General features: G+C 46.6%; 8 protein-coding genes. 5 read left to right on the top strand and 3 right to left on the bottom strand.

Annotated features, from left to right (window positions below; genetic code table 11):
* Positions 1-14: 14 nt before the first annotated feature.
* Positions 15-1,808, bottom strand: a complete 1,794-nt coding sequence (locus tag PAENI_RS09610; RefSeq protein WP_149645088.1) for a sensor histidine kinase — start codon at positions 1,806-1,808, stop codon at positions 15-17.
* A 151-nt stretch (positions 1,809-1,959) separates the two neighbouring features.
* Between PAENI_RS09610 and PAENI_RS09605 the strand changes: the two genes are divergently transcribed.
* The 5 genes from PAENI_RS09605 (at position 1,960) to sigK (ending at position 10,608) form a co-directional block, all read left to right on the top strand.
* On the top strand, positions 1,960-3,318 hold the full coding sequence (locus PAENI_RS09605) for an ABC transporter substrate-binding protein (RefSeq protein ID WP_149645087.1): 1,359 nt from the start codon (positions 1,960-1,962) through the stop codon (positions 3,316-3,318).
* An 88-nt stretch (positions 3,319-3,406) separates the two neighbouring features.
* Entirely contained in the window at positions 3,407-4,288 is an 882-nt protein-coding gene (locus PAENI_RS09600) for a carbohydrate ABC transporter permease (protein WP_149645086.1), read from the top strand.
* Positions 4,285-5,190, top strand: coding sequence for a carbohydrate ABC transporter permease (locus PAENI_RS09595; protein WP_149645085.1), 906 nt, complete (start codon positions 4,285-4,287; stop codon positions 5,188-5,190). The genes PAENI_RS09600 and PAENI_RS09595 overlap by 4 nt, the downstream gene beginning before the upstream one ends.
* Before the next feature lie 128 nt (positions 5,191-5,318).
* The gene (locus tag PAENI_RS09590) at positions 5,319-9,662 is read left to right on the top strand and encodes a glycoside hydrolase family 3 C-terminal domain-containing protein (RefSeq protein ID WP_149645084.1); all 4,344 of its coding nucleotides are present in this window, start codon (positions 5,319-5,321) and stop codon (positions 9,660-9,662) included.
* A gap of 244 nt (positions 9,663-9,906) precedes the next feature.
* The gene (gene sigK / locus PAENI_RS09585; RefSeq protein WP_042125228.1) at positions 9,907-10,608 is read left to right on the top strand and encodes an RNA polymerase sporulation sigma factor SigK; all 702 of its coding nucleotides are present in this window, start codon (positions 9,907-9,909) and stop codon (positions 10,606-10,608) included.
* A 121-nt stretch (positions 10,609-10,729) separates the two neighbouring features.
* Here the strand turns inward: sigK and PAENI_RS09580 are convergent, their stop codons facing one another.
* Together PAENI_RS09580 and PAENI_RS09575 are read right to left on the bottom strand one after the other, a co-directional pair.
* The gene (locus PAENI_RS09580; protein WP_149645083.1) at positions 10,730-13,705 is read right to left on the bottom strand and encodes a glycoside hydrolase family 2 TIM barrel-domain containing protein; all 2,976 of its coding nucleotides are present in this window, start codon (positions 13,703-13,705) and stop codon (positions 10,730-10,732) included.
* A gap of 24 nt (positions 13,706-13,729) precedes the next feature.
* A partial coding sequence (locus tag PAENI_RS09575) for a Gfo/Idh/MocA family protein (protein WP_262495568.1) occupies positions 13,730-14,395 on the bottom strand: 666 nt, incomplete at its 5' end.

The following is a 14,395-nucleotide window of genomic DNA, read 5'->3' as shown; positions in this document are numbered from 1 at the left end:
GTCTCCTTTTATCTTTATTTAGAGGGGAGTGTTAGGGTGATCGTTGTTCCCAGCGTTGGTTCGCTGGATAGGGTCAGTCCGAAATCTGAGCCGTAATACAGGGCGATGCGAGAGTGCACATTCTTAATCCCGATGCTCTGTCTGCTCCGGTGACCAAGCCCCATGAATTCCGGTGGTTGATCTAGCAGTGTTTGAATTTCCTTAAGCCGTGCTTCTGGGATACCAATCCCGTCATCTTGGATCTCAAAGATAATTCGCTTGGTATCAGGCTCCAGATAGCCCTTTAGTAAGAGCATGCCGTTACCTCTTTTATTCTCCAAGCCGTGATAGACGGCATTCTCCACTAAGGGCTGAAGGATCAGCTTGAGAATTTTCGCTTCCAGAACGGAGTCCTCCATCTCTTTTACAAAACAGATTTTGCTGCCGTAGCGGATCTGCTGGATGGCCATATAGTTATCGACATGCTGAATCTCGTCCCGGGCAAATACCAGCTCACTATCCGTCTTGATACTGTAGCGAAACATATCTCCCAGCGCTTTGGTCATTACAGCAATGCTTTCAACCTCTTCAATTTCAGCTATGCTGTTGATAGATTCGAGTGTATTATACAGAAAATGCGAATTAATCTGGGCTTCAAGCGCTTTCATTTGTGAATCCATGGTCAGAATTTTATTCTGATAGCTCTCTCTGACAAAGATGTCGATGTCCTGCATCATCTTGTTGTATTCCGTATACAGAAAGCCGATCTCGTCAACCCGCTTAGGTTTGATCTCGGTTGTAACGAATTTTTGCGATTTGTTTTTGCGCATGATTTTAGCGAGCTGGGTAATCGGCTTAGTAATCCAGTTGGATAACAGGATGGACAGAAGTATGAAAATGACCGCACAAGTAAGGGAAATATAAAGGATCAGCTTGTTGGAAATTCCGTATTTCTCGTACAGCTCACTTAGCGAAATATTGGCGATAACTGTCCAGTGATATACAGGAAGTCGCTGAATAACCGTCAAATTATTTTCATTGTAAAATTCCAGTTCATCACCCTGCATAGCCTCGGTCTTGCGGGTTAAGTCCTCCGGCAGCCGTGAGTCCGTGTTCTGGCCGGTACTGTCGTAGATAATGTTACCGTCGTCATTGGCCAGTACAAAATAACTCATATTTGGGACAGCGTCTTGATTCAAGCCTTTGAAAATATCTAAGCTACAGTCCAGCATAAACACACCAAGGAACTGCTGAGTCTTCATATCATAGAGCGCACGGGAGAATACCAGGGAAGGCTCAGAATTAATGATATAAGGCTTTACACCGGGCTCGCCGATATACAGCTGACCTTTGTTGGCAATGGTCTTCTGATACCACGCATCCTGGAGGGGGACATATCCCACCTTCAGTTCCGCCGTACTGCCATAGCTGATATTTTTGCCGTCAGGAGAAAAAAGGTAGATTCCATTTACATAATCATAGCTCAGCAGCAGGTTCTCGAAGATCAGCTTCAGCTTGTTTTGTATAATGAAAATGTCATAGGAATCGCTGGTGCTGGCCAGTTTTTTTAGCTCGTCGCTAACGGTAGTGTATGCGGTCGCACTGGAGGTTTGCTGCTGAATGGTAAGTGAAATGCGTTCAATATTTCCGAAAATATCCTCAATGCCTTTAACGGTATTATGGATGGTGTTGGAGGCAACGAGAGAGGTTTGCTGGTTGACCAGATTGGTATAGCTCCGGTAGGAGTTATACGTGACGATCACAATCGGAATGACAGATACAAGAACGAGTGCTAGAAAGAGTTTCGTTTTGATACTGGAAAATTTCATTCGCTCTCCTCCGATTTAAGCCGTTCGTAAAATAGTGCACCCTAAATGCAAAAGTAATTATACCGCTTACAAGATTAAAATAACAATACAGCAACCAACAAAATATGGATGCCGGGAAATAGAATTTATAAGAAAATAGGGAGGTTATTCTATGAAATTACGTACTAAAAAACGGACAGGAGCTTTAATGCTAGCGCTGTTACTTGCTGTTCTAGCAGGCTGCGGCTCAGGTAACAACAGCAACACTAGTAACGCTGAAAATAGTGGAAGCGCTACAAATGCTCCGGCAGCAACAACAGACAGTGCGAAAAAGGTGACGCTGACCATGATGGTATCTGGCACTAAAGCCCCGGACGGACAGGATTTTGCACTTGATATTATGCCTAAGCTCGTGAAGGAAAAGTTCCCTAACGTTACGCTCGAAACTTCCAAGCTTCCGGATGAGCAGTATTTCACTTCGATTCGTACAAAGCTCGCTTCGGGTAAAGGGCCTGATATTTACTGGGTATTCCCAAGAAATGCATCCCTCGGTGTCCTGGACATGGCAAAGGCCGGCTATGCGGCTGATCTATCGGATTTAACCTTTTGGGATAACATCAGCCAAGGGGCGAAAGATGATATGTCTTATGAGGGTAAACCTTATGGAATCGCTGGAGGTCTTGATTATCTAGGGGTGTATTACAATCAGGATTTGTTCAAGCAGGCGGGTGTCATAGAAATGCCGAAGGATTGGACCTCATTCTTGGAAGCTTGCCAGAAGCTGAAGGATGCGGGCATTACTCCAATCTCACTCGCGGACAAGGATCCTTGGTTCCTCCAGTTCGGGATGTATCAAATCGCAGCGAATGAGGTTTATCCGGATGAAATGGATTTCGATACCAAGCTTCAAGCGGGAGAAAAATCGTTAACAGATCCAAAGTGGGTAGCCACGATCTCCAAAATGAAGGAATTATATGACAAAGGTTATGTAGTCAAGAACTCACTTGGACTTGGAAGTGCTCAAGCGGCTCAACTGTTCGTAGATGGTAAAGCGGCTATGGTGTTTGACGGAACCTGGGATTATGCAACACTGACAGCCAAAGGTGCAGCCAACTTTACCCGTGGATTCTTCTCTCTGCCTGCTAACGATTCAGGCCAGCCCACTTATGTCTCTGCTGCCACTGCTGCTGGTTTCGCGCTTAACGCCAAATCGGAGAATCTGGACATTGCCAAGGAAGTTATGAATTACCTGTTTGATGGTCAGTCAGATCTGTTCAAGGCTTGGACCGAAGCCAACAGTTCGATCAGCGTTTATAAAGGTGTTCCGTTGAATCATGACCTGTTCAAAGAAGTTAATGATTCATACCTGAATAATGGAAAGTCCGTATACTTCCCGAATCAAATGTGGCCAACGGGTGTAGCTGAAGAGATGGAAGCTAAATTCGCCGAGATTATTGGTGGACGAAAGACTACTCCGGAGCAGGTTACAGAGGCTATGGACGCCAAGTTCAAGGAATTGTGGAAAAATTAAACGGGAATTACTGAAGGTCGTCCCGCCAGTCCTGTCATTTAGCTCGCTTGACTGGCGGAACGGTTCTGGATAGGAGGATGAGACAGAGATGAAATCAACTGTAATGAAAAAAACGATGTATTTTTTCGCAGTTCCGGCCTTGATCTTTTATTTAATATTCTGGATCTTCCCGATTACGAAGCTGTTTCAATATAGCATTACAGATTTTAACGGGTACGCCCAAACTTTTAATTATATCGGCTTTGATAATTATAAGGATTTGTTTAGCGGAGGTACGCTGGCCAACTCGATCAAGAATACACTCATTTATACCATTGTCAGCGTAGTGGGAGGTAATCTGATCGGACTTGGACTGGCGCTGCTGCTGAACATGAAGATCCGAGGCAAGGGCTTTTACCGCTCTATCTCCTACATTCCGACGCTCTTTAGCGCGATTGTGGTCGGCTTCATCTGGAGTTATGTTTATATGCCGGACAGCGGGATGATTGCAACATTCTTGACCAAGCTCGGGATTGCAAATGATAATTTGAATTTTCTCGGCAGCTATTCCACGGCGCTATATTCTATTATTTTCGTAGAAATCTGGAAGAACGTCGGAACAACAATGATTATCTTCCTAGCAGGTCTTCAGACCGTTCCTAGTGAGCTGCTCGAGGCCGGTAGAATCGATGGTTGCGGTGCCTGGAAGCTATTGCGGTTTGTGAAGCTCCCACTGCTTGCCACATCCATTACGATCAATACGACGCTGAGTTTAATTAATGGTCTGAAAGCCTTCGATTTTCCGTTTATTATGACTAATGGAGGTCCTGGAACTTCGACTAACACCCTAATTTATTCGATTTATAAAATGGCGTTCACGGAGCAAATGTTCGGTAAGGCCTCGGCGCTCGGGATTATTTCGTTTATGCTGATTATCGCTATTACGGCGGTTTCCGTCCTGATGATGAATAGAAAAGAGGTGTCAGCATGAGCAATGGAACAGCAGCAAGCAACCTCCAGCAGCAGCATAAACCTGTCCGGAACGTGCGGAAGCCTGTTAGAACCGGGTCAATTCTCAAAAAAATACTTGTTCAGCTCCTCGTTATCGTGATTATGGTACTGAATCTGATTCCCCTTGTGATTGTGCTGTCCACCTCACTGAGATCACCAGACAACAACACAAACCCGCTTGATTTGTTTAATGAGATATCATTTACAAGTTACCGGACAGCCTTTGAACGGATGCATTTTGGTTCCGCCCTACTAAATAGTGTCGTGCTGACAGCGATATCTGTTCTTCTAGTTGTGATCTTCGCGGCTATGGCTTCCTATCCGATGGCCCGAATCAGGAGCAAATGGAGTCAGTTTCTGTATCTTTTTTTCCTTGCCGGACTAGTCGTACCCGGACAGATGGTTCTGATTCCAATCGTGCAAATGATCAACAGCTTGGGTATTCCAAGCACGCAGTATACGCCGATCCTGATGTTCGTTACCTGCAGCCTGCCATTTTCAACATTCCTGTACACCGGATTTATTCGTAGCGGCGTCCCGGAGGAAGTAGAAGAAGCGGCACATATTGATGGTGCGGGACTTTTACGTCGATTCTGGACAGTGGTGTTTCCGCTGTTGATTCCAGTTACGGTTTCGGTCATCATCACGCAGGGCATCTGGATTTGGAATGACTATTTTTTCAATATGACGTTTATATCCAAGTCCTCGCAGTCTCCCCTGCCGCTAGCCATGCTTGGCTTCATGGGTGACCAGCAGAATCCAACCCAGTGGAACGTCCTCTTCGCAGCTTGTATGCTGTGTGCGCTTCCGCTACTAATTGCCTTCTCGTTCCTACAGAAGTATTTCGTAGGGGGACTTACGGTGGGTTCAGTGAAAGGCTAATCTTCAGAAACTGCATCATGTGATATCTCATCGACGACTCTTTAAATCTCTGAAGAGGACAGCAGCAGCTAGACTGTCATCAGTTACATGCGAGAGACTTGTCCAAAAAAATTAAAAGGAGCAATCACATGAGCAGTGGAATGAAAGGTTTTACCCTCAGAAAACTAGTTGTGGTCACCCTGATTATGGCGCTTATCATCTCCATGATATCAACGATCGCACCGAATCAGGTGAGAGCGGCTGACAATGTAGCGATTGAGTTTGCTAGAGGCGCATCCAACATGCCGATCTTTGATGGTGTGCCTAGTCATCTGGACGCATTTGTAGATTTGATTTTAGCTGATATGAGCATCGAGGATTTGGCGTATTACGCGGATCAAAAGAGTGCCGGCACAGCCCGGACAATCGCGGGAGGTTATACCTTGCCGGGAACGGCAGCCGGCGGAGTGGACCGTGTTATGGGTGTAAGCACAGATATGCCGTCCATGCTCGCTTTGGGACAAAGCTGGAATAAGGATCTAGTCAGCAAAGTGGGGACAGTCATGGGGAACGAGCGGCGGGGAGAAGTCACTTTGGCCAATCCCAACACCTTGATGTTCTCTGCCGTATCTGATTTACGGACAAATCCACTTAGTGGCAGATTTGAAGAGGGCTACGCAGAGGACCCAGTCCTTGCTGGAACGATGATCAATTCCATGGCTAAGGGGATCACCGGGTACGGGGAGGCTGGCAACGAGGATGGCTTCTGGTTAAAAGCTCAATTGGGGACGAAGCATTATACCAACTATCTGGCACAATGGTTCAGAGCGAGCGGCCAATTTTATGCAAGCGCCCGGGCGCTTAATGAATACCAAATGAAAAGTTTCCTATATCCATTACAAGCCGGTGTGGTCCAAAGTATTATGACTACTTACGGTCGAACGAATGGAGTTCCTAACCATATCTCACCGAATATTATCCGTGCGTCGAATTCAAACCCGTATAGTATGCTGCCGGTAGGTGATTTTATAGCCGCCGATCGCGCGATGACCGCAGGCTTCAACAATGGTTATCAGAACTATACGGATGCTGATGGTGCGGCTGCGCTCCTGCTGCTTAGCGGAAATCATGCCAACACCACAAGCTCCACCCGCACCAACATTCTGAATGCTGTAAATAATGGGACTTTTGGTGTGACCCGCGTGGATCTAGAGAATAGCGTCCGCGGACAAATCGAGATGTGGGTACGCACTGGATATTTTAACGAGAAAAATCCAGATGGTTCCCCGAAAAGTTATCCGTTCTCGGATTTAGCGAGCGACCGGAGTCCGCAAAACTATACGTTGAATGAAAACCAGAACATTGCGCTTGATGCTTCGCGGGAAAGTGTCGTTCTGCTGAAGAACGATAATAATTTGCTACCTTTATCCAAATCCAGCAACGTTGCTGTAACGGGGCTGTTGGCGGATACCCGGTTTAAAGCGACTTACTCTGTATCTAAAACACCGGTATTGCCTGGGGCTGGGCTGTCCCCACTTGGAGCCATTCGGGAAGCAATTGGTAGTGATAATGTTACCTTTGGTACAGGCGCTCCCGTAATTGCGTTGGATTCTGTCTCCAATCATCAAACGGTTACGGCTTCCACCTATACGAACGGTGCTCAGCTCACTGCGGATTTCATTGCACCGGATATGGCAACCGTAACAGACAGTGTCTATGTCTATAGTGCCGCCGGAAAAGCCTATACGGCATCCCAAGCCTTTGAGGCTTACGCATGGGGCCAAGGCGGCTATAGTTACTTGTCACTGGCAAATGGAAAATGGCTGAAGGACGTAACGAGCGGAAGTAGCCGTACAGTCCAAAACAGCGATGCGACCAAGCTCAATCTCGTGGAAAATCCGTTCTCTAATGTGGCGGATGCCAGTACACTTCCGGGTCGCTTCCGTCAAGAAGCAAATAGCGACGGAACCGTCTCGCTGATCTCAGGCACGTATTCGGAGAGCTTCGGAGGTGGGTTTGAAACAGCTTACTACTCTGCTGGCCGGTTTGTTACCGTGAACGGGGCGGATCGTCTTGATCTATCGTCGACGACGCTGACCAATCAAGCAGGCGCCGCGGCACGAACTGACAATCAGAAGTTTCAAGAGATTGTCTTGAAGGAAGCGGGCGCAGATGCAAGCGCTTGGGCCTCCGGCAACGATTACGCCGTAGTTGTCGTCGGTGCACCTGCCAGACATAGCGCAGGCGAAGGCGCCGACAGATCGGATCTTAACCTGGGAGAAGATCAGTATAAGATTGTGTCTCAAGTGGCGCAGGCTTTTCCGAAAAAGACGGTTGTTATTGTTAAGTCAAATGCGCCTGTGAACATGGAGGCCATTCAAAACAATGAGAATGTAGCTGCTATTATGTATCAGCCATATGCAGGTCAATACGACAGCAAGGCACTTGCGGATGTGCTGTTCGGTGATTACGCGCCTACTGGTCGCCTGTCTTCGACATGGTATGCCGGAATGGATGCTTTGCCGGTTCTTGATAATTATTCATTGCCTGAAGGGGCGACTCCGGTGACTTTGGCCGAGCTCGATCCTCGATTTACAGTGGATATGACAAACGGTGATCCGCTTGAAAGTAAGCTGACCTACATGTATACCGATGCCCAAGTAACGTATCCATTCGGTTACGGGTTGGGATACAGCAGCTTCGAATTTTCGAACTTAAGCGTGCCGTCTAATGTTAGCGGCAAGGAACCTTTTGCCATCAACCTAGATGTGGAGAATGCTGGAGCCGTTAATACTTCTGAGGTAGTTCAGCTGTACATCAAAAACAATACCTCCAAGTACGGTGATCATACACCTAAGAAACAGCTGGTTTCCTATGAAAAAGTGTACATTCCGGCCGGAGAGTCAAAGGCTGTTCAGCTTACAGTGAACCCATCTGATTTCGCCGTGTGGGATGTCAACCGTAATGAGTATGTGAATGAAACAGGAAGCTACACTCTGATGGTAGGCAAATCGTCTAGTGACCTTCCTATATCCGCAGCGCTCTCTTACAATAATGAGAGTATTGCGAAGCTTGATGCGGTCAATGCGCCTGCTAACATTTTCGATCATGCCTTTGCATCTAAAGATGTAGTTTATCGAGAGGTCTCCAAGCTTCGTACAGCAGAAGGGCTTAAGGCAAAAGAAGCCGAGAACGGATATTATGCCGTCATGTCTAAGAACAGCAACTCCTGGGTAGCACTTAATCAAGTTCGTTTATCCGGTGTAACTGGCATTACCTTGCGTGGGGCTTCCACGAATGCAAGCTCAGTAGTTGAGGTTAGAGCAGATTCTCCAACGGGAACCCGTTTGGCGGTCGTTACATTTGACGCGACTGCGCCAGCAGTTCGTGAGGTGCCAGGCAGCACCTTTAAAGTGACCGAGTTGGATTATACCGATGTAACGGGGGAGTTGTTGACGACACTCTCCGGTACGCATGATTTATATCTAGTCTTTAAAAATCCGGATATCCGAGTGGATAGTATCCATTTGAGCGGCGCAGTGCCTGGTAACGTTGTGCCGACAGCACAGGTCGGAAATCGGCAAGTCACTATAAGCTGGCCAGCTAACGCAAATGCTGAAGGTTACAACGTATACGTCAAGGAAGGGGAAACCTACACACCAATTACCGAGCATATTACCTGGAAAGATAACGGTCTTGGTGCAGTGATTACGAATCTGAACAATGGCCAATCTTACACATTCGCCGTATCAGCAAGCAATTTGTTAGGCGAAGGGGTTAAGTCGGACATATCGGTTATACCGACAAGCGGTAGCAGTGGTGGCAATGACAGCGGGACGACGAATCCGGGAACCACTGCGACACCGACACCAACGCCGACTAGCAGCGCATCAGCGTCTCAGGCACCAAACCCAGATTCGCAGCCGGGAACATCGGGACAGTCAGCAATAACTTTCCGGGATATCTCTAGCCGATATGACTGGGCAAGGCAGGCTATCGACAAGCTTGCGGCAGAGGGTATTATTAAAGGCACAGGCGATGGTTTGTTCTCGCCGGGAGGAAAGATCAAGCGGGCGGACTTTATTGTGATGGTAGTCCGAGCCTTCAAGCTCAGTTCGGATAAAACAGATCAGTTCGTTGACGTCAATCCGAGCGTTTATTATGCGGAGGCGTTGTCCATCGCCAAAGCGCTCGGAATTGCTAAGGGTAGTGCGGACGGAAACTTCAATCCGAATGCCGAAATCAGCCGGCAGGATATGATGGTGCTGATCGCTAGGGTGATGAAGGCAGCTGAGAAGCTTCCCGAAGAAGGTACAGTGGCAGATCTGAAAGGATTCAGAGATGCTTCAAAGGTTTCCAGTTATGCGGTAAGTAGTATTGCATCACTAGTCAAGGCAGGTATCGTTAAAGGTGACGGAGTGAATCTGAACCCGGGTGGAACAGCGAGCCGTGCTGAAGCAGCGGTGCTAATCTATAATACTTACAAAAAATGATCTAGTGGATAAAGCTTGATGCGATAGGCAATAAAAACCTGCGGTTGTCTCGCCAAGACGGCGAAGGCTTCTGCAGGTCTTTTGTTCATACTTGGTTAAAAAATAGAAAACATAAATTTGTGTGTTTGTACAATTTCCCCCGTACATGCACTTCTAGGCATCTACCCACATACAATAAGATGACCATGAACCCGTAAGGCTAACAGATCGGTTTCATTGTACAAGTGCGGGAGGTGTCGCCAAGTTGCCTGGATTCTTAAGTACGATCGCGTTGCTAATCAAAGAACTGACGTTGCTGGTATCCTACGTAAGGAACAACGCATTTCCACAGCCGCTCTCGGAGCAGGAGGAAAGCAAATACTTAGGCATGATGGCTGAAGGGGATGCTAAAGCCCGAAATTTGCTTATCGAGCACAATTTGAGACTTGTCGCCCATATAGTAAAAAAATTCGATAACACTGGTGAAGACATGGAGGATCTGATCTCCATTGGCACCATCGGCCTGATCAAAGCCATTGAGAGCTATCGCCCGAACAAAGGGACAAAGCTGGCTACTTTTGCGGCTCGTTGTATTGAAAACGAAATCTTGATGCACCTTAGATCTTTGAAGAAAACGCGTAAAGACGTATCTCTGCACGACCCGATTGGGACAGACAAGGAAGGTAACGAAATCACGCTGATCGACATTCTCGGCTCAGAAGCGGATGATGTCATTAAAGAGGTGGATCTGAAGATCGAGAAGAGCAAGATTTATCGAAACCTTGATATACTGGATGACCGGGAAAAGGAAGTTGTAGTGGGCAGGTTTGGTTTGGATACTGGTGGAGAAGAGAGAACTCAGCGGGAAATTGCTAAGGAGCTGGGGATCTCGCGGAGTTATGTATCGCGGATAGAGAAAAGGGCGCTCATGAAGCTGTATCATGAGTTTTATAAGGCGAAGCGGTGATACTATAATCACATAGTGGTATCAGAAAACTAAAATTTATTAAAATAAATCATTTGTAATTACAAATGTGTTGGAGGAGATATAAAGGAAGTAGGGAGTGTTACACCCTACTTCCTTTTGTTTAAAGGTTTCTTCTAGGCATAAACATATAGTCGAACACAAATTCTTTCTCAGCTAAACGATACTGCTCGATTGTGTAGGGACCACAGCTACCAGAGCCGACTCCCGTCATCGCATAGTCAATGTTCCAGACAGTGCAGCCGCTTTTTTGCAGTTCGAAATGATGTTTTGTCGCAGCTAGTTCTTCTCGTGTATACTCCGAGGCGCAGAAGCTGAAAGGCTTTGTGCTGAATGCCTTAAGTGTTGTATTCGCATTCGAGAGAGTACATTCTTCTGTGCCGAAGTGAGAGCCGTTCTCCTGCGGATAAATATAGTTTTCAAAAAGTTCAGGCACGGTTGCATTAAACATACTTTTATAACTACCAGCGTGTTTATCGCTATAGCTCTCTTGTGGGCCATAGCCGAAATAGGTACAATTCTGAAAATCCTCGGTTAGAAAATAGCGCATCCCAAAACGCGGTAGATAGGCCAGATCCTTACGTACGGATACATGCATAGACACTTCTACAACTCCGCTTCCATACACATTATAAACTGCTTGAATATTGCAGAAAGGAGCAGCACGATCTGCAACAAGTGATAGAGGGCAGGTAATGGTAACACAAGTATTAGATTGTTCTACCGATGTTTCGTAAGTATAGGTATAAGCCGCATCCAGTTCTAGGCTTTTCCATGACCGTTTACTGTAACTAGCTATTCCAGCCTCATTCATATCGTTATCAGTAGGGGCGCGGTAAATATCAAACTCAGCTGGTTTGGCAAAACACTCGATTCCGTTTATCACACACGAATCAAACGTGCCCAATGCAGTATTAAAATGATAGGAAAATGCTTCTCCACACACCAGCCATCCGGTTTTGGTTTGCTCAGCCGTTACGGCAGAGTGCGATACAGGCAAGGACACGCTCATGTCTTCTGTGGAAAGATCAAACTGATCAAATCCAAGCGATGTTCCGGCTGGGATCAGCGGATGAGCGGTTTTTTGCAGATATTCAAACTTCAGATAAACACGAGCACCGTCTATTGGCGGCAGCGAAAGCGGTAATGGTGCTTTTGCATGCGGGGCAAGTTTGAAGTTAGCAATGCTACCTTCTGCAATTTTAGTACCGTTTTGCTCCAGCGACCAGACGATGGTAACAGTATCGGAGAGGTCTGCAAAGTCCAGCTTGTTTTCTGCAGAGAATGTATTCCCTGCTCTTGTTATATGAACAGGGCGAGCACAATTCTTCAGCTCCAGCAATCCGGTGTGCGGTGTACGGTCGGGATAAACCAATCCATCCACACAGAAATTCCCATCATGCAGCTTTTCGCCAAAATCCCCGCCATAAAGATACTGTGCGTTGCCATTAGCATCATGCATCAATATAGCATGATCACACCATTCCCACACAAAGCCTCCGGCAAAGCCATCATAACGATAGAACAAATCATAGTATTCGGATAGACTGCCAGGACCATTGCCCATAGCATGGGCAAACTCACACAAGATCAATGGCTTTCTGCACTCCTGAGCCAGCTTTTCTGTATATTCTAGATCAGGGTACATATAGCTTTCTACATCCAGAATATCAAAGTTGAATTTCCCCTGATCCTCAGGCATAAAGTTTTTTGATTCATAATGAACCAGACGTGAGCTGTCTAGCTTCCGCACAGCATCAACAGCAGCTAACGTATTGACTCCTAATCCACTCTCGTTGCCAAGTGACCAGATTACTACAGAAGGACGGTTGATATCGCGAGTGACTAGACGCTGCACACGATCTACAATAGCCGTTTCAAACCGCGGATCGTGATGGACAAGCGCATACCAGTCATCATCGCGATCGCCATGACTTGTCCATGCGCCATGTGTTTCCATGTCACCCTCGTCAATCACATAAAAGCCGTATTCATCGCATAAATGATAAAATTCCGGCGCATTTGGATAATGCGATGTGCGAATGGCGTTGATGTTGTGCTGTTTCATCAACTGCAAATCCATTACCATTTGCTCGCGCGAAGCTACATAACCGGTATCGGGATAGCTATCATGGCGGTTCACGCCTTTTAACTTGATAGGTTGCTCGTTGACAAGAAACACGTTACCTCGAGCAGAAATTGTACGAATTCCGATTGTGTCTACAATTCGCTCCTGCAAGGTATCAAGAATCATCTGATATAAATACGGCTGTTCGGCATTCCAAAGCACTGGATTTTCTATAGTCAGGCTAAGCGTGTCATCGCATGTTTCACCCTGTGCCACGGTCCTGCCCTCGCTGTTCAGAATTTTGACAGATTTAACAAGCGCCGTGCCCAAATCATCAAACTTGAATGATACCGTGGCACTTTCTTGTTGTATAGACGGTTGCGCAACATAATGGCGTACGTGTTGTTGCGGGCGTTGCAGCAGATACACATCGCGGAAAATGCCCGACATGCGGAATTTATCCTGCGCTTCCAGATAGGTTCCGTCGCACCATTTTAAGACCATAACGGCGATTTCATTCTCACCATCTTGCAAAAACGGAGTTATATCATATTCCGCAGTGGAATGTGAGACCTGACTGTAGCCTACAAATACACCGTTGAGAAATACATAATGACAGGAATCTACACCTTCAAAATTCAAATGAAATCGCATTTCCTCTGTAAGTTCCACGGAGAAGGTGCGCTTATAAACACCGCATGGGTTTTCTTTCGGTACAAAGGGCGGATTATACGGTATCGGATAATCAATGTTCACATACTGATGCTTGTCGTACCCGTATATTTGCCAGTTGGACGGAACAGGGAGGACGTTGTCCGAAACATCCTCTAGAGAAGCTTCCTCAAAGGAAGGATAATATGTAAACTTCCAGCTTCCGTTCAAGAGCAATACACGCTCATTATTTTCTTTGGATGTGATATTGTTGCTGGGTGCACAGGGAATGTAATAAGCTCGGTCTGTCATTGTGTTTACTCGAACGATATTTAAATCCTGGTGATAGTTATAATTCATGATATCTCCCCATTTTCGTTTGATTTATAAAGTAACAGGATAAAATTGATCACTTTCGGAAAACGCTTTGGCTTGTAGACATACAAGGGCGCTGCGAATCCCGTCTTTCAGAGGGGCGACCGATACGGTGGTTCTGCCCTGCATCAGGTGTATGAAATTTCGCATGAGTACAATATCACCGCCGCCATGACGCGAGCCTTGATCATCAAGCCGCACGGTGGTTACTTTGTCACTCATGTGGTCAAATATCTTGATTTCATTGGTGGCGAAATCGAATTCCACGGTGCCCGTATAGCCATATAACCTAGCCCCTCGGCGCGCAGCCCCTTTGCGGGCAAAGAAGTTCTGCGAATACATGACGTGCATTCCGCTTTCGTATTTCACAATCATGCTGCCGGAGTCTTCGTTACCGGTGTCTACCGCAAAGCCGCAATAGTCGTTACGCGGAGTGTCATTCCGCACATGAGTGATATTGTATGTGCTGTCCATACAGGTTTCCCATTTGTCACATTCGCTGCAGCGCAGGCCGGCAGGCATGTCACCTTTGTAAATTTGTTTGGATTTCATGGCGCAGACGTTCACGGGTTCTTCACCCAGCAAATAGTTGATGACGTCGATATCATGCGTTGCCTTTTGCAGGAAAAGCCCCTTAGAAGCGGATTCATCTCGATACCAGTCGTGGAAATAAAC

Origin of the sequence: Paenibacillus sp. B2(2019) (genome assembly GCF_008370385.1) — a bacterium.
Lineage (GTDB): Bacteria > Bacillota > Bacilli > Paenibacillales > Paenibacillaceae > Paenibacillus_AQ.
This window is presented reverse-complemented; position numbering and strand designations above follow the sequence as displayed.